The organism is Paenibacillus sp. WC2504, assembly GCF_052682475.1.
The window spans coordinates 5,795,559-5,811,144 of sequence record NZ_JBQZFH010000001.1 but is presented as its reverse complement, the minus strand read 5'-3'; the positions used below and the strand labels follow the sequence as shown (position 1 = coordinate 5,811,144).

The 15,586-nt window shown below is 38.7% G+C and carries 20 protein-coding genes; 11 read left to right on the top strand and 9 right to left on the bottom strand.

Annotated features, from left to right (window positions below; translation table 11 throughout):
• Positions 1–251: 251 nt before the first annotated feature.
• Positions 252–713: a hypothetical protein gene (locus tag ACUN27_RS26100; protein WP_315954881.1), complete on the bottom strand. Its 462-nt coding sequence runs from the start codon at positions 711–713 to the stop codon at positions 252–254.
• Positions 714–715: 2 nt separating this feature from the next.
• Entirely contained in the window at positions 716–1,507 is a 792-nt protein-coding gene (locus ACUN27_RS26095; RefSeq protein ID WP_315954682.1) for a hypothetical protein, read from the bottom strand.
• 187 nt (positions 1,508–1,694) lie between these two features.
• Here ACUN27_RS26095 and ACUN27_RS26090 point away from each other — a divergent pair, with 187 nt between their 5' ends.
• Entirely contained in the window at positions 1,695–2,561 is an 867-nt protein-coding gene (locus tag ACUN27_RS26090; protein WP_445559780.1) for a hypothetical protein, read from the top strand.
• Between the two features lie 180 nt (positions 2,562–2,741).
• Here the strand turns inward: ACUN27_RS26090 and pdxR are convergent, their stop codons facing one another.
• On the bottom strand, positions 2,742–4,178 hold the full coding sequence (gene pdxR, locus ACUN27_RS26085) for a MocR-like pyridoxine biosynthesis transcription factor PdxR (RefSeq protein WP_315954680.1): 1,437 nt from the start codon (positions 4,176–4,178) through the stop codon (positions 2,742–2,744).
• 236 nt (positions 4,179–4,414) lie between these two features.
• Between pdxR and ACUN27_RS26080 the strand changes: the two genes are divergently transcribed.
• Both ACUN27_RS26080 and ACUN27_RS26075 read left to right on the top strand, forming a co-directional pair.
• Positions 4,415–4,540 carry a hypothetical protein gene (locus ACUN27_RS26080; protein ID WP_315954679.1) on the top strand — a complete coding sequence of 42 codons (126 nt, stop codon included), beginning with the start codon at positions 4,415–4,417 and terminating at the stop codon, positions 4,538–4,540.
• A 42-nt stretch (positions 4,541–4,582) separates the two neighbouring features.
• Positions 4,583–4,711 carry a hypothetical protein gene (locus tag ACUN27_RS26075; protein WP_326063286.1) on the top strand — a complete coding sequence of 43 codons (129 nt, stop codon included), beginning with the start codon at positions 4,583–4,585 and terminating at the stop codon, positions 4,709–4,711.
• 373 nt (positions 4,712–5,084) lie between these two features.
• Here the strand turns inward: ACUN27_RS26075 and ACUN27_RS26070 are convergent, their stop codons facing one another.
• On the bottom strand, positions 5,085–5,690 hold the full coding sequence (locus ACUN27_RS26070) for a manganese efflux pump (RefSeq protein WP_315954678.1): 606 nt from the start codon (positions 5,688–5,690) through the stop codon (positions 5,085–5,087).
• A gap of 168 nt (positions 5,691–5,858) precedes the next feature.
• On the opposite strand from ACUN27_RS26070, the gene ACUN27_RS26065 reads away from it, so the two are divergent.
• From ACUN27_RS26065 to ACUN27_RS26055, 3 genes are all read left to right on the top strand, one after another.
• Positions 5,859–6,365 carry a DUF3189 family protein gene (locus tag ACUN27_RS26065; protein WP_315954677.1) on the top strand — a complete coding sequence of 169 codons (507 nt, stop codon included), beginning with the start codon at positions 5,859–5,861 and terminating at the stop codon, positions 6,363–6,365.
• A gap of 112 nt (positions 6,366–6,477) precedes the next feature.
• Entirely contained in the window at positions 6,478–6,777 is a 300-nt protein-coding gene (locus ACUN27_RS26060) for an ArsR/SmtB family transcription factor (RefSeq protein ID WP_326063287.1), read from the top strand.
• 230 nt (positions 6,778–7,007) lie between these two features.
• Entirely contained in the window at positions 7,008–8,174 is a 1,167-nt protein-coding gene (locus ACUN27_RS26055) for an iron-containing alcohol dehydrogenase (RefSeq protein WP_326063289.1), read from the top strand.
• 86 nt (positions 8,175–8,260) lie between these two features.
• On the opposite strand, the gene ACUN27_RS26050 is transcribed toward ACUN27_RS26055, so the two are convergent.
• On the bottom strand, positions 8,261–8,440 hold the full coding sequence (locus ACUN27_RS26050) for an H-type small acid-soluble spore protein (protein WP_315954676.1): 180 nt from the start codon (positions 8,438–8,440) through the stop codon (positions 8,261–8,263).
• Positions 8,441–8,589: 149 nt separating this feature from the next.
• Here ACUN27_RS26050 and ACUN27_RS26045 point away from each other — a divergent pair, with 149 nt between their 5' ends.
• Positions 8,590–9,078, top strand: coding sequence for a PCYCGC motif-containing (lipo)protein (locus tag ACUN27_RS26045; RefSeq protein ID WP_445559779.1), 489 nt, complete (start codon positions 8,590–8,592; stop codon positions 9,076–9,078).
• A 6-nt stretch (positions 9,079–9,084) separates the two neighbouring features.
• Here the strand turns inward: ACUN27_RS26045 and arsC are convergent, their stop codons facing one another.
• Genes arsC through ACUN27_RS26030 form a run of 3 tightly spaced genes read right to left on the bottom strand, consistent with a single transcriptional unit; the run spans position 9,085 to position 11,230 of the window.
• Complete coding sequence (arsC, locus tag ACUN27_RS26040; RefSeq protein ID WP_445559778.1) at positions 9,085–9,513, bottom strand: arsenate reductase (thioredoxin); 429 nt, start codon at positions 9,511–9,513, stop codon at positions 9,085–9,087.
• Entirely contained in the window at positions 9,492–10,898 is a 1,407-nt protein-coding gene (locus ACUN27_RS26035; protein WP_445559777.1) for an arsenic transporter, read from the bottom strand. The genes arsC and ACUN27_RS26035 overlap by 22 nt, the downstream gene beginning before the upstream one ends.
• Positions 10,899–10,906: 8 nt before the next feature.
• Positions 10,907–11,230: an ArsR/SmtB family transcription factor gene (locus ACUN27_RS26030; RefSeq protein WP_315954672.1), complete on the bottom strand. Its 324-nt coding sequence runs from the start codon at positions 11,228–11,230 to the stop codon at positions 10,907–10,909.
• 260 nt (positions 11,231–11,490) lie between these two features.
• Here ACUN27_RS26030 and ACUN27_RS26025 point away from each other — a divergent pair, with 260 nt between their 5' ends.
• The 3 genes from ACUN27_RS26025 (at position 11,491) to ACUN27_RS26015 (ending at position 13,295) form a co-directional block, all read left to right on the top strand.
• Positions 11,491–11,838, top strand: coding sequence for an ArsR/SmtB family transcription factor (locus ACUN27_RS26025; protein ID WP_445560665.1), 348 nt, complete (start codon positions 11,491–11,493; stop codon positions 11,836–11,838).
• Positions 11,839–11,907: 69 nt separating this feature from the next.
• Complete coding sequence (locus ACUN27_RS26020) at positions 11,908–12,711, top strand: arsenite methyltransferase (RefSeq protein ID WP_315954671.1); 804 nt, start codon at positions 11,908–11,910, stop codon at positions 12,709–12,711.
• A 188-nt stretch (positions 12,712–12,899) separates the two neighbouring features.
• Positions 12,900–13,295 carry a VOC family protein gene (locus tag ACUN27_RS26015; protein WP_315954669.1) on the top strand — a complete coding sequence of 132 codons (396 nt, stop codon included), beginning with the start codon at positions 12,900–12,902 and terminating at the stop codon, positions 13,293–13,295.
• Between the two features lie 133 nt (positions 13,296–13,428).
• Here the strand turns inward: ACUN27_RS26015 and ACUN27_RS26010 are convergent, their stop codons facing one another.
• Positions 13,429–14,148, bottom strand: a complete 720-nt coding sequence (locus ACUN27_RS26010; protein WP_315954668.1) for a DUF421 domain-containing protein — start codon at positions 14,146–14,148, stop codon at positions 13,429–13,431.
• A 401-nt stretch (positions 14,149–14,549) separates the two neighbouring features.
• On the opposite strand from ACUN27_RS26010, the gene ACUN27_RS26005 reads away from it, so the two are divergent.
• Entirely contained in the window at positions 14,550–15,518 is a 969-nt protein-coding gene (locus ACUN27_RS26005; protein WP_445559776.1) for an aldo/keto reductase, read from the top strand.
• Positions 15,519–15,586: the final 68 nt, after the last annotated feature.

The following is a 15,586-nucleotide window of genomic DNA, read 5'->3' as shown; positions in this document are numbered from 1 at the left end:
AATTTATTCTTTTATTCTTATTTGGTGAGCTTTTTATAACCAACAGTAGAACATATCAACGTTTATGTTAATTTTTAATAATCTCAATCAAGATTTGGGTGGTATGTGATGCCAAGAGAACAAGAGGATCTTATTTGGCCTAACCGCGATAGCTTGAGAAATATTTTCAATAGCATACTGTGGTTTTCATTGGAAGGAAGCAATTATTTATCAAGTCGGTGTATGTAGTAAGTATTTCATTGTACCGTTAGTTAACATTGAACTCTTGCAATTCCTAATGCCAAGTGATGCCAGAGGATATTTTCAATACGATCTGCTTGGTTATCTTCACATTCCACGATTAAGATAACCTCCCCGTTTTTCCCGCGCAGAAGTTGCTTACGCCTTTTTATTACTTTATATATAAAAAGATCTATAAGAAATCCCAATAAAAATCCTCCTACTGCTCCAATAAGTCCCCAGTAAATTGGCCCCCATTGTAATTTAAATCCAAGACTTGCTCCAACGACAGAAAATCCCGTGCCCAATGCTGCTCCTGTGCTTATTAGTGAAACCCCATCTGAATTATGAATGGAGTCAAAAATTCTCCGTTCCACTTTTTGATTAGTTAAAGGGACAGCGAAAATGTTTTCTTTGGTCACACCGCTTTTTTCCAACTCATTGATAGCTAACTCTAGATATGTTGAATGCTCAAAGGTGGAGAAAATTTGCAACATTAGCTCACCACCTTTCCTTTTTTAACCTTGAATCCTACGTTTTGATAATTTTTGGCAAGGAAATCTTGTTGTTCTTTCTCGAACAATTTGTTATTTTCTACGGTATTGATATAGGAGTCAAAAATAGAAAACCCCCACATGGAAGGCATATATAACAGCCATTGTTTGTCCAATATTTCTGTTGCATTTTGGATTTTACCATAGAAAAGAAGCTGGACGGCTTCGAGCAAATGTGAAAAATACAAGAACACAATTGTCCAAGTAATTGAAAAAAATGCTACTAAAATACGGTGAATATGCAAATGTCCAAGTCCCGGCATAAATATCGACCAAAAAACAGACATGATCGGACTACGTTTGTCCAAATAGTTGATTTCTAGTGCTCCTAGACTGAAAGAATTAAAAGGAGCGTTTTCTTGTGCCGCGAGCAAATACACCTTGTTCATGTCGACCGCAGTCCGATAACTGTCCCAAATGGCAAAAAGATAAACGGGAATATACATTAACAACCATCTGGAATCCAAGGTTTGTTTAGCTAGTTCAATATCTCCACAAAATGTATGAATCATAGCTAAATTGATTTTGGCATTGTAATTAACAACCACTTCCCAAATGAAAAGGACCAATCCTCGTAAGTATTTACTTAACAAAAGGTGCCCAAATCCAGGAAAAGCTGCCGACCACCACGCCATAATATACGGATTTCGCAAATGAAATTGGGTTGTCCCGAAAATACTTACATGCGCTTTGAAACGCCGATAGTTATTATTTAAATTATTAAAGTTATCCATGAACATGCCCTCACTGTATTGTTTTGAGATGATGCCAAGGTAGTATTTCCAATTCATGTGAATTTAACGATTATCTTTGTTTTCTAACGCAGAACGTTAGTTCAACAACAGAGGTATATAAATCAGGGAATCTTCAATAATAAAAAATGTTAGAAAAACATATTTTTTGTATTCGGCTATTATCGGAGTGAACGATGTGCATAATTCTTTTTGGTTTTTTGCTCTACTTATTTCAAGCACACTGATTTTTTGTTTTATAATATTAAAAAAAAGAAACACGCAAACGCTGTTTCTTTATTTAACAATGGTTGGGTATGGTTATATCATCGAGACCATGATTTTTAATTTCTTAGGAAGCTATGACTATAAGCCAAATATTATCAAGCATAATGCTTTTTATGATAGTGAGTTGGGAGCATTTTTCTCAAACGCATTATCCTTACCGGTCATAGCAACCTTGATAGCAACTTTCCATTTAAACTGGCTTTGGATCGTCTTTTTTTCAGGATACTTTGTAGGGATTGAATGGTTATTTTTAAAGCTCCATATCTATACACATCACTGGTGGAGATTAGAATATACCGGATTAGGTCTTCTCATGTATTTTGGTTTGGCCAAGATCTTTTATAAATGGATATTGCATCCTTCAATAGGATTCAAACACAATTTGATGCTTTATTTAATTACTGGCTCCATTTCTGCGAGTGCCCATATTCTTCCGATGCTCTTTTTCATGAATCGCTTCTACCGTCCTGGATGGTTTGAAGATGTGGGTCGCGACTCTATCGCCTTCTCAGCAATTTACTATTTGTGTGCAAGCCTTATTTATTGCTTAATAGTTAAAATCAATTGGAAAATGAAGTGGATAAAATATATTCTAACAGGTTTATTTATTTACATAGTAAATCAAGTTCTTATAAAGATTGGAATCCTTCACAGTCTCGTATGGTGGGATCAGATGTACTATGTTTTTTTAGCCTTATTTCTTATCATGCTTGTTAAAATCATAGATAAAAGATTATCTAAACCCATATTAGTTAAAAATCCATTTTAAAGAAAACAGGAAGAAAGTTGAGGGCAGTAAACATTTGTTGAATGTAGGTGGTAAATGTACGGCTGTATCAATAACTACAGGAAATACCTTACCACTATAGAAAAAGACGGTATTTACTCCCACTTTCCGAGAGTAAACACCGTCTTTTTTCCCTTTGTAAAGTCCTGTTTGGTATGAGTTTCATTCACTTAACTCGCGTATTGCCCTTGCAAATCTGGCTATCCCCAGGTGAATCTCCTCCGGCTTCGTTCTGGCGAATGTAAACCGCACGTAACCCGAATCTGAACCATACACACTCCCGGGAACAAATATAATTCCTTTCTTAATTGATTCTTCCAACAATTTAGCGTCCGGAATATTGGGGATCAATTTGCACCAAAAATGTAATCCTCCTTCTGGCGCCGCGTATTCGATTAGACCTGAAAGCTCCTTCTCCAGTGCTTCGATAAGCAAATCCCGTTTAAATTGTAGTTGGATACGCAATCGCTCCAAATGGGGATCTAAATAAGATGACTGTAAAAATTGTCCCGCTACCAGCTGAGGAATGATGCTTAATCCAAAATCCATCTGTTGTCTAGCATCGGCTAGTCGTTCCACAATGGAACGAGGCGCTACCATCCATCCTATCCGTAAACCGGGGGCTGCGATCTTGGAGAATGAGCCAATATATAGAATTGAGCCCGTAGTATCCATTGATTTGAGTGGCAAAGGAGGGACACCTTCAAAAGATGTTAAGCTATACGGATCATCTTCCACAACAGGAAGTCCTAATTCACTAATGATATCAAGAAGACGTTTGCGTCTTTCTTCACTTAGTACCGTACCAGTTGGGTTCTGGTAGCTCGGATTCAAGAACACCATCTTTATTCGATGTTTTTTGTATAAAGCGCGAATATCTTCTGGCTCTATGCCATGATTGTCTACCGGAAGGCGGAACAATCGAAGTCCAGCTGATTGAAACATAGGCAGCGAATAGCAGTAGGAAGGATCTTCAATAGCAACTGCATCACCAGGTGACAGCAGGCATTGAGTGATTAAATATAACGATTGCTGGGATCCCGATGTGATAAGAATGGAGGATTCCGTTGTCGGAATGCTTCGATAATTGTTCAGAAATTCTACTAATGCTTCTCTTAATAGAGTAGAACCCTGAGGGTTATCGTACCCCATATAGGATGTATATGCGTTTCTACTCATTAATGTAGCTATTTCATCTGTGGGTGCTAAATCTGCAGATAGTTCAGGACTCGCAAAATCAATCAGCGATGGATTTTGAGCTAACGCTTCGCGGATCCTTCGCAAAAAGGGCAGGTTCGGAAGAAAGTTTCCTCCTTCGGCAAACCGACTCCAGTTTGGAGTATGCTTCGGAGTAGCTCCCCATTTGGATGTACTTACCTGAGTTCCGCTGCCAGTACGGCTTTCGATAATCCCAAGGGATCGAAGTTCGGCGAAAGCAGAAATGACGGTGCTGCGGTTCACTTCAAATTGTTCAGCAAGCTTTCGCTCAGATGGCAGATAACTGCCGGGAGGAAATTCCCCATATGAAATTCTTTGCTCTAGATGGTCGGCAATTTGCTCGTAAAGAGCTTTTTTACTATTCCGATCAGGTTTCCACATCTTAATATCCCCTTGAATATTCAATCAAACCGCACAAATTTTACATATATAATACCATTTATCTACGAAAATTAATCGATGTTTTCGTTTTTATCAGTTAGCATTCTGTGAACAAGGACCATTAGTGGATGGCATAAAAAATGAGTGATTGGTTGGTTACATGCATCCATTTCAATTTTATGATAGTAATCAGAATTACGGTTCATGTCATAAAAAGTTGAAAGGAGATGGACCAATTGGCAGCTTTGATATCTTTTATTTTGCTCTGTAGTGCGATTGTAGCAAGTCCTTTGCTTATCGCCATAGGAGGAGCTTTTCTCATCCGTAAAGATGAGCTTGATAATGCAAATAGTAAATTTTAACAATGACTATAAAAAAGTTTAATTACCAAGGAGTGAATTAAAATGAATAGTTCACAAAGAAACAAATACGAACAAAAAATGGATGGACTTCTCCCGCTGGCTATTATTTTCTTTCTTTTAGTTTTTTCTGGGGCTGTTTATTTTTTTATTAACGAACTTTTAATGAAGTAAGACGATGGTGTGCAATGGGAACTTTAATCAGAGCAGATCGCTTCGGCAACTGCTCTAATTGTCATTACGAATACCTGTCAACCGAAATTTCCGAATATGTTAGGGGAACGGGATTCCCAAAGCCATCGCGGTCTGAAATCCTATGTAGTCTTGCTCGCCGGGCGTTTCCCACCGGAAAGTAAGGATATGGCTTCCGCACTTAATATCGCCGGCTTAATGCGGGAATTGTCTTGGGAGCTTACTCTGGAGGTGTGATCGCCGACAACCTGAGCTTGATTTATACGACTTAGTTGCGTAGAGATGCTTCTAGAACATCCGAAGATAGTGTCTGCAGTCGAATGTTCAGGTAACAACTCACCACGCTGCAATTCCATCAGACAACAATTTCGTAAATACCAATGCAAATTAAAATAAGACCTCCAATTGCGTTTGAATACCGGCCAAACCATGTTTGAGCGATTTGATTTCCAACATGGACACCTAATGCAACTGTCAGTAGTGAAAACATTCCGATCGATAAAGTTGTTCCTAGAGCGGATACGCCAGTAATACCAGCACTAAATCCACTAGCTATACAGTTAAGAGCGAGAGCTACCCCAAGTGTCCAAGACTCTGTCCACGAAATAATATTATCACCATTACGGTCCACCTTATTGGGATTCTTAAGTAGGTTTGCCAATTCACTTGATGTTTCAACCGGTCCAATCGTGCTGATTTCTTTCATATTTGTTTTTATGCCCCATAAACCAACTAATATAATCATAGACCCACCAATCCAGTTTGCAAAAGCAGGCGGTATATAATTAGCAACGAGATGCCCAAATGCAATTGAAGCGTAAGCAGATATTATGGACAGAATGGCAATAAGCAGATTGGAACTAAAGGGAATTTTGGTCGAGCGAGCACCAAATGAAAACCCAATTCCAAGATTATCTAAATTCGCTGCGAGACCGATTCCCAAAATGCTGAGCCAATGCATCTATCTCTCCTCCAAACTTGACTTGAATGATAATTAAAGATATGCGGTGGTCTCTTCTTAGGTTCCTGCCTATATGACTGATCGAGTTGTGTAAAACCGCGGACTTGGCTCGATTGTTTTTTTCATTAATGGAGATAATGATATTAATGAAAAAGAGGTGGGTTACTCATGATATTTATTTATAATGATTTCGGGGGTACACATACTACAGCTTTGGCTGCAGCGTATCATCTGAAGAAATTGGACGAAACTCGCAAGCCCACGGAAAATGAAATATTGAATACACATAATTTCAATAAATTGGTGTACCAGGACAGAGGAAAGCTATACTTCCACGGGAAGGATGAGGACGGCAATAAGGTCTATACAATGGGGAGAGGCAGATCTAAAATCCTAGTTCCCGGCATTTTTAATATGATTGATATGTTGATTGAGAATGGGGTCCTAAAAGAAAAAATTATTTTATCCAATACGTCTCCAACTGTGCCTTTTTCAATGACATGTGGTGGGATGCTGTCACGATGGCTAAAGATTGATTTTTTAGGCGTACCGTTATTGGTTACCGGGGCTAAACAAGCTTATCAAGACATTATTAATCTCGTTCATTATACAAAACAAACCGCACATTCCTCTAAATCACAACTAATTATGTTGGAAAATAAAGAATTCAAATAAACATTCTGTATAATGTATTAAATGGTTTCTTCAAATATTGACGTAATGTTATGTTAAAGTAGTTTGATTAATGAATTGACATATTGCAAATTTATAATATATAATAAACGACATGACCAACTCAATTGAGATTTTTAAGGCACTTTCCAATGAAGCGCGCATTCAAATTTTAGAATGGTTGAAAGATCCAACAACACATTTTTCTCCCCAGGAAGGGGCTGACCTTATCGCAGTTGGGGTATGTGTAAGTCAAATTACTGAAAAGTTAAATATGAATCAATCTACGGCTTCGCAATATCTCTCAATGCTTCAAAGAGCAGGACTGGTTCACGCTACACGTATAGGGAAATGGACCTACTACAAGAGGAATGAAGATGCGATTAACGATATTGGTCGGTTCCTTCAGAAATAGCTTCATTATTTACTCAGAAAATTGAATTCGTTTGGAATTCAATTTTCTTTTAAGTCATCATATTGACAATTTGCAAAGTGTAAATTTTTTTGTTTTAACAAATTGATATTTTGCAATATATAGATATTAATTTGAGGAGGTATGTGTATAAAATTGTAAATGAAGCTTCTAATTAGTCATCTGTAGCGATCATAAAATAAACAAAATTTAATGAGAGAAGGATAACGAGAATGCAAAACTTTGAATTTCAAAACACGACTAAGCTATTTTTTGGAAAAGGACAAGTAAGCAGCCTAAGAAAAGAAATCCCTGCTTATGGCAAGCGCATCTTGCTAGTGTACGGTGGCGGAAGCATAAAAAAAATTGGACTTTATGATAAGGTTATCAATGAACTGAAGGAAATCGGCGCTGTTGTCATTGAGCTAGGAGGAGTTGAACCGAATCCAAGACTTACAACCGTTCAGAAAGGGATTAACCTTATCAGAGAAAATCAGCTTGATTTTATTCTTGCAGTCGGCGGCGGTAGCGTTATTGATTGTGCTAAAGCGATTGCCGCAGGCGTACCATACGATGGTAACGTATGGGATATTGTGACTAGTAAGGTGAACGCGCCTTCTAATTCTGTACCACTTGGCACAGTTATAACGATAGCGGGAACGGGATCGGAGATGAACGGAAATTCCGTCATTACGAATTGGGAAACGAATACGAAGGCATTTTTTAATTCCAGTTATGTACTTCCAAGATTCAGTGTTTTAGATCCAGAGCTTACATTTTCTGTGCCTCGGGATCAAACGGTATACGGCAGCGTTGATATCATGTCCCATGTCTTTGAACAATATTTTCATGGTTCGAGCTATGCACCTCTTCAAGAAAGAATCGGTGAAGCAATTCTTCGCACCGTCATTGAGACTGCGCCTAAGCTCGTGAACGATTTGAACAATTACGAGTATCGCGAAGTCATGTTATTAAATGGCACACTGGCTTTAAATGGACTTACTGCAATGGGTGTCAGCCCGGACTGGTCGACTCATCTTATCGAACATGCCGTATCAGCAGTCCATGACATCCCACATGGCGGGGGGATCGCGATAATTGCCCCGCATTGGATGGAACATGTCGCGACCGTGCGTCCGGAGAAAGTCGCACAGCTAGGAGTTCGAGTATTCGATTTGGAGCGTACTGGAAAAACGGATGCACAACTGGCAGTGGAAACGATCCAGTCTCTCAAGAATTTTTGGGAATCCATCGGTGCCCCTACCAAGCTGTCGGACTATGGAATCGATGACAAGGAAATTGAACTGATGACGGAAAGGGCTATGCTCGCCGATCAAATTGGGAGCTATGTTCCTCTTACAAAAGAAGACGTAAAAAAGATTTTGAGAAATTCTTTATAATGCACTGAAAAAGGGCTGTCTCCATAAGAGACAGCCCTTTTTGCCTAAGTTTAGAAGTAAGCCATGTTGTTTATCAGAAAGAATTTTTAATGCTCGATTAAATTGATTAGAGGAACTTCTTGCTCCAGTTCTGGCTGATCGAGTGTGTAGACCATGGCCGTCTCGTTTTTTTCATCAACCGTTTGGATGTAAATTGGAATTTCATTATAGGTCACATGCGCCATTTCTGGGGATGAGGCGATTTCTAATGCTCTGGATTTGTTCACTTTCATGATCTCCTTAAGGTAAATGTACAGACAATTTTAGCATGCCCTCAAATCGATTCAATTATTAGGCAACCTCTCCCTTAGTGAACTGTGACTTTTATTTTGCCTGTGATATATTAGTTATGACTAATACTATAGAGGTGTCTATATTGAAATATAAATTTATGATTCTATTAACTGCGGTCTCACTAACACTTTCGGCCTGTGGATCTAAACAAAAAGTTTCTAACGAGGAACATTCCGAAAGCCAAGCTCATGTACATAATGATACGCAAGAGAAAACGGCATCAACTGACGTTTTGCCGACTTTTCTTAGTTCACAGAGAGAAGAAATTCAAATGGTCTATCAAATAGCTGGTAAATCGACAGCTATTATAAAATGGATACCCTGCTACTGTGGATGTGGAGAAAGTTCGGGCCATAAAAGTAATATGAACTGTTTTATTAAAGAAGTAAATTCAGATGGTTCAGTTGTTTGGGATGATCACGGAACCCGATGTGGTGTGTGTTTACAAATTGCAGTTGAGGCCGTCAAGATGAAACAGGAAGGCAAATCCCTTAAAGAAATTAGAACCATTATTGATAACACCTACAAGAAGGGTTATGCTAACCCAACGGACACCCCATTGCCTGTATAAAGGATCTTACTTACCTTCTTTCACAAATTGTTCGATCCGGCTCTTAATGGATTCACGCACTTCACGGAATTTTGCGGTGATTTCTTCTTCCGTCCCAGTTGCTTTGGCAGGATCCTCAAAACCCCAGTGCCATCTTTGAGCATTATCATTACGGACAACAGGGCAGTGCTCGTCAGCATGACCACACAATGTAATAATGTAATCGGCGCGGCCTAGAATCTCGGTATCAATCACATCCGAAGTATGGTTTGAGATGTCGATGCCGTCTTCATTCATCGTTGCTACTGCGCGTGGATTTAATCCATGGGCTTCCAAGCCAGCACTTTTCACTTCGTATTTCTCCCCGCCTAAAGCTTTCAAATATCCATCAGCGATCTGGCTGCGGCATGAGTTTCCTGTGCAAAGAAAATATACTAACGGTTTTTTGTTCTCCATGGTTTTATTTCTCCTTTTGTTTTTATGATCAACGCGGCGACCACCACAATGACTGCAATCGCAACAATGAACAACCAGATATTCATACTTGTTGTATGAATGACATGAAGCCATAAATAAAGCCCTGAAAGAGTAATCAAGAGCGTTGGAACAGTAAGAACAATACCTGTCTTAAAATAAGTGCCCCATGTGATTTTTACACCTTTTGTAGATAGAACATGTAACCATAAAAGGGTTGCGAGTGACCCAATCGGTGTGATTTTAGGTCCAAGATCGCTTCCGACAACGTTGGCATAAACCAATGCTTCTCGAATAATACCGTCTGTATGTGTACCTTTGATGGCCAGAGCATCAATCATAACTGTGGGCATGTTATTCATGATGGAGGCTAAAATAGCCGACAAGAAGCCAATTCCCACAGTTGCAGCAAATAATCCTTGTCCTGCTAAGTTCTCAACGACTTTTCCCAGGGCATCGGTTAGGCCGGCGTTTTTGAGGCCATAAACAACGACATACATGCCGATAGAGAATATGACGACAGCCCAAGGAGCATCTTTGATCACTTGTTTCGTTTCAATCACCTTACTGGATCTAGCCATTAAAATGAAAATCAGTGCTACGACGCCTGCGATAATCGAAACAGGGATTTTAATAAAACCGCTAATTACATAGGCGACCAGAAGGATGCCAAGGATAACCCATGACATTCGGAAAAGCTTATGATCTTTGATGGCATTTGAAGGTTGCCTTAATTGTTTCATATCGTAACTCGTAGGGATGTCCTTTCTGAAAAAAACGAACAAAACAACCAAACTCGCCGCTAAAGAAAATAGGCTTGGGACAATCATGCGGCTTGCATAGGTGACAAAGTCAATACCAAAGAAGTCCGCGGATACGATGTTCACTAAATTGCTGACAATCAAAGGCAAAGAAGTTGTATCTGCAATGAAACCACTTGCCATAATGAAGGGGAGAATCATTTTATCCGGGAGCTTCAACGCTCGAACCATTGCCAGTACAATCGGAGTAAGAATTAAAGCGGCTCCGTCATTGGCGAAAAATGCGGCAACTGCCGCGCCTAACAAAATGACATAAACAAACATGAGTCTTCCATTGCCTTTCGCAATTCGCGCCATGTGTAGGGCTGCCCATTCGAAAAATCCGATATTGTCCAAGATTAGGGAAATGAGAATAATCGCGACAAAAGCGAGTGTAGCATTCCAAACGATGGATGTAACTGTCAGTACATCGTGGAAAGACACGACTTGGAAGAAGAGAGCTAGGATAGCGCCAGCAGAAGATGACCATCCAATGTTAAGACCCTTAGGCTGCCAAATAACAAAAGTTAACGTAATAAGAAAAATAAGTATCGCAATGTAAGTCATGGTTTCTCCTAATCACAACAGTTTAGATCTGCACAAGATATGGCATCTACTTTTTCTTTTTGAGATGGCAGGTGCTGAAAAAATTCGTTCAAAAAGGGTTTATCCTCCATGTTTAGCGAATAAAAAACCCATTGGCCTTTTTTGGCTTCTTTTACTAAACCGCCGGCCTTCAGTTTTCGCATGTGCTGACTCACATTGGGCTGACTGGTTTGTAAGAGTTCAACAAGCTCGTAAACACATAGTTCACGTTCTTTGAGCAAAGAGAGAATCGTTAATCTCATTTTGTCCCCCAGCAGCTTACACACCTCAGATAATTGTTCAATATCGGGCAAAGTTACACGCTCCTTTAAATTCGCACATGCAAGCCTTATGAGATTCGTAAATGATTATATAATTATTCAGTTATATATTAAAGTTAAGGTTTTGTAAACTATAAATGATTAAATCAAAATAATTTGATTTAATCCTTGAATTTTCCAATTATTATATGTTAAGATTATTTCATCAAATAAAATTGATTTAAGAAAGCGGCTGCGATGTTGAACTCTTACAGCCTGCTGCCCAGCTTGTTGCTAAAGAGGAGTTAAAAATGATGAAAGAGATTCCTATTTTTTCGAGTGTGGAGAGCCAAGTTGATTTTTCGAAATACGAACTCCAGTTTAAAGCTTTAGCAGATCAGAAACGATTGCAAATCATGTATGAGCTTACTCAAAAAGGCAGTGTCTGCGTTTGTGATTTGGTTGAGATAGTTAACATGCCACAGTCAAAATTATCATACCATCTGAAAATATTGCTTGATGCTAATCTAATCACGAAAGAGACCAAAGGAACTTGGAGTTATTATGAATTAAACCATGCAGAGGTTAACCGATTGCTTTCACCAGAATTATGCTGTATTTTCCGAAAAAGCGAAAATCTATCAAGCGGATGTTGCTCGTAGCCCACTTAGGTGGGTTTTTAAATCAAGTATTAATCAATATTTTTTGATATAACAAAGGAGAGATGACTCATGAGTCAGGTTCAAAATGATGAGGTACGTCAACATGTTCGCAATCGCTATAAACAGATTGCCGTTGAGAGCAATCCTAATGCAAGTTGTTGCTCCTCCACTTCACTAACAACAAGCTGTTGTAACACTCCTGATGAGGTTTCCTCCAAATTAGGTTACTCCACTGAGGAACTAAACGTTGTTCCAAATGGTGCAAATCTCGGTTTAGGATGTGGAAATCCTCAAGCAATAGCGTCACTAAAAGCGGGAGAAGTTGTCCTGGATTTGGGCAGTGGTGCCGGGTTTGATGTTTTTTTAGCTTCTAGACAAGTTGGAGAAACGGGTAAAGTATACGGAGTTGATATGACGCCAGAAATGGTTAGTCGTGCACGTCAAAATGCTCAGAGTCATGGATATGAAAATGTAGAGTTTCGTCTCGGTGAAATTGAGCATTTGCCGATACAGAATGATTCAATTGATGTTATTATTTCAAACTGTGTTATTAATTTGTCACCGGATAAAGAGCAAGTATTCAGTGAAGCTTTTCGTGTATTAAAACCAGGCGGACGCTTGGCTATTTCAGATGTAGTAATGACTTCCGAACTTCCAGAAGAGTTAAAAAGTGACCTTCATTCACTCGCTAGCTGCGTATCAGGTGCCTCTACAATTGATGAAGTAATGGTATACCTGCAAAGAAGCGGATTTCAAAGCATTGTTGTTGAACCTAAAGATGATTCTCGGGAATTTATTAAGGATTGGGTGCCAGGGGCTGACATAGAAAACTATATTCAGTCGGCAATAATCAAAGCCATTAAAAAGGGGTAATAAAGGGATCACTTTAATTTTACGGTATCGGTAACTCTTAAAGAGTCAAAATGTGACTTCTAATACTCTATTGTGAACAACTTGGGAAGACAGCTAATCAAATGAGATCGGCTGTCTTTTCAATTGTTGGGAGTTTAGTTGAAGATTGGATATAATATGATGCATTAGAAGTAAAGGAGGAGTATGAAATGGAGAAAGTAATACCTTTCTTAATGTTTCAAGATGGCAAGGCAGAAGAAGCGATGAGTTTCTATACTTCGCTTATTGAGGATTCTGAAATTACAAAACTTGTTAGGTATGGTCCTAATGAAGCTGGAGATGAAGGAACCATCATGCAGGCTACTTTTACATTAAAAGGGCAGGAGTTTATGTGTATTGACAGTAATGTTAAACATGCATTTTCCTTTACACCTTCGTTTTCGATTTATGTTGCTTGTAATACGGAAGAAGAAATTGATGAGCTTTATGGGAAACTTAATGAAGGTGGACAAGCTCTCATGCCATTAGGTAATTATGGGTTCAGTAAAAAGTTTGGTTGGCTGAATGACCGTTTTGGAGTCTCATGGCAAATTAATTATCTATAAATTCTAGCTAACTAACGAGAGTATTTAGTTAAATCAATTCATGGAGCAGTTGCCATCAGGGCAGCTGCTCCATTTCTCATTAAGCTAGAGGGCAGAATAATAGAATACCATATTCATTTTAAATTATTACGTATTACTCCCTATTTATTGGATTTTTAATTTTATCAATATATAAATCGAAATATAATTTGCCGTTCGTCCCCTTTACGGCGTAGCATACTTCTGTTAGAGTCAATTTTCTTTTTTTTAATTCATTATTTATCCAAGATTCGGAGATCTGATTTTGTTCTAAATTTTCATGAACCATTATACCATCCATGATCAGTTCAACTGGAAATGTCGTTTTCGTCTCTTTTTGTCCATTAAATCTGGGTATATCCTTCATTAGAACCTGGCGAAATTCAGGTTTTTTTAATACGGATAATCTTCCATTTAACTCAAGAACCGCGAATTCAACTTCCTGTATATCAAAAATATCCTTCTCCCGTAATTCTTGATTCAAAGTATCCAATGTAAGATGCAGTTTTTTTAGATTATCTTCCAGAATTTTTCCATTTTCAATAACAATTGTGGGCCGGCCAGACAGCCATTTCCTTGACTTCCTGCTTTTTAATGAGATGAATGTGACGATAAATGCAATACCACTGAATAACAATAGGGAGGCTAAAAGATTCCAATGATTTAATTTTGTGTTAAATGCCAAATTTCCAGTAATTGCTCCTAATGTTATTGCGGCTACAAAATCATGATAAGTCATTTGTGAGATTGTTTGTTTTCCCAATATCCTAGCAACGATCATAATAATAATAAATGCCGCAAATGTTCTTATTAAAACTTGAATGAATTCCTCCATATACCTCCCCCTATAAGAATAAATTCCCCAATTCTCCCATGGATTATTTCATTTATTTATATTGTTTTTTATGGATAATTAGATTAGATCTTTGGCGGAGTAATATTTCCTTTGTTACTGTAGGGTTGCAGACTAGATAGCCACTGCTTTTTCGTTACCCGATTTATAATAAGAACTTTATCTCATTCACTACGGAGGGTAGAAAGGACTAAATTTTAAATGGTTAATGCTACGGGGGAACAATAGTTGTAAAACCGAATGGTGTGACGCGCTGTAACCCTTCACTGTACGACGGGCAAATTAGTTAAGTTAAAGTAACTAAGTAACAATAATATCACTACTTTTTGGAACACTGGATATGGTGTATTCTAAAATCGATTATAAATGAAGGAGGCTATCCTATGCTGTATAATAACTTGTCAAAAACAAGTCTTAAAGTTTCCAAGATAAGTCTTGGAACCATGATGTTCGGAGGGCAAACAAGCGAAGCTGATAGTCTTAAAATCATGGATTACTCATTTGAGCATGGCATTAATTTTTTTGATACTGCAAACTCGTATAATCAGGGTGAAAGCGAAAAGATTGTCGGCAAAGGTCTCAAAGGGAGGCGTGATGAGATTATTCTTGCGACAAAGGTACGCGGTTCTATGGGTAAAAACCCTAATAACGCGGGATTAAGTCGCCGAAATATTCTATCTGCTGTTGATGCTAGCTTAATGCGATTGGATACTGATTATATCGACATCTACTATATGCATGCGCCAGACAACGATACAACCATCGAAGAATCACTTGAAACGATGTCTACTTTGGTAAAAGTGGGGAAAATTCGATATATTGGTGTCAGCAACTATGCCGCTTGGCAAGTCGCTGATATGTTATCTATCTGTGACAAACGCAATTATATCGCACCCATAATCACTCAGAATGTCTATAACCCTATTACCCGCGGCATAGAAACAGAACTCGTTCCTTTTTTAAAAGCACATGACGTGGGCATGGTCATCTATAACCCTATTGCCGGGGGGTTACTGGCCGGTAAACATAAGCCGGGTCAGCCTGCGGAAAATACTCGATTTGCCAATAATGAAACATACTTTAACAGGTATTGGTCAGATGAGAATTTTGCTGCAGTAGACAAGCTTACTCAAATTGCTGCGGAATGTGGATTGAGTATCCTGCAACTGGCGATGAAGTGGTGCGCCGCGCAAGAATCCGTGACGAGTATCATTTCTGGAGTAAGCCGATTAGCCCAAATCGAGCAGAATATTGCGTCGATTGAGGGGCAACCGCTGGATGCCGAGACTCTGTTGAAATGCGAAGACGTATGGCGTTCATTAGCAGGAACACGTTTCGGATACAACCGATAAGTAACCCGAATTTTAATATTACTGAAAGAATAAGGCGGATCGGATGATCACGCCTTATTTCTATTCTC

What these genes read in the sequence shown, in the direction of transcription:
- ACUN27_RS26070 (WP_315954678.1), bottom strand. Translation starts at nt 5,690, where the DNA reads ATGCATTGGCTCAGCATTTTGGGAATCGGTCTCGCAGCGAATTTAGAT.
- ACUN27_RS26035 (WP_445559777.1), bottom strand. Translation starts at nt 10,898, where the DNA reads ATGACTTACATTGCGATACTTATTTTTCTTATTACGTTAACTTTTGTT.
- ACUN27_RS26055 (WP_326063289.1), top strand. Translation starts at nt 7,008, where the DNA reads ATGCAAAACTTTGAATTTCAAAACACGACTAAGCTATTTTTTGGAAAA.
- ACUN27_RS26015 (WP_315954669.1), top strand. Translation starts at nt 12,900, where the DNA reads ATGGAGAAAGTAATACCTTTCTTAATGTTTCAAGATGGCAAGGCAGAA.
- ACUN27_RS26005 (WP_445559776.1), top strand. Translation starts at nt 14,550, where the DNA reads ATGCTGTATAATAACTTGTCAAAAACAAGTCTTAAAGTTTCCAAGATA.
- ACUN27_RS26025 (WP_445560665.1), top strand. Translation starts at nt 11,491, where the DNA reads ATGAAAGAGATTCCTATTTTTTCGAGTGTGGAGAGCCAAGTTGATTTT.
- ACUN27_RS26065 (WP_315954677.1), top strand. Translation starts at nt 5,859, where the DNA reads ATGATATTTATTTATAATGATTTCGGGGGTACACATACTACAGCTTTG.
- ACUN27_RS26095 (WP_315954682.1), bottom strand. Translation starts at nt 1,507, where the DNA reads ATGGATAACTTTAATAATTTAAATAATAACTATCGGCGTTTCAAAGCG.
- ACUN27_RS26010 (WP_315954668.1), bottom strand. Translation starts at nt 14,148, where the DNA reads ATGGAGGAATTCATTCAAGTTTTAATAAGAACATTTGCGGCATTTATT.
- ACUN27_RS26020 (WP_315954671.1), top strand. Translation starts at nt 11,908, where the DNA reads ATGAGTCAGGTTCAAAATGATGAGGTACGTCAACATGTTCGCAATCGC.
- pdxR (WP_315954680.1), bottom strand. Translation starts at nt 4,178, where the DNA reads ATGTGGAAACCTGATCGGAATAGTAAAAAAGCTCTTTACGAGCAAATT.
- ACUN27_RS26075 (WP_326063286.1), top strand. Translation starts at nt 4,583, where the DNA reads ATGAATAGTTCACAAAGAAACAAATACGAACAAAAAATGGATGGACTT.
- ACUN27_RS26060 (WP_326063287.1), top strand. Translation starts at nt 6,478, where the DNA reads ATGACCAACTCAATTGAGATTTTTAAGGCACTTTCCAATGAAGCGCGC.
- arsC (WP_445559778.1), bottom strand. Translation starts at nt 9,513, where the DNA reads ATGGAGAACAAAAAACCGTTAGTATATTTTCTTTGCACAGGAAACTCA.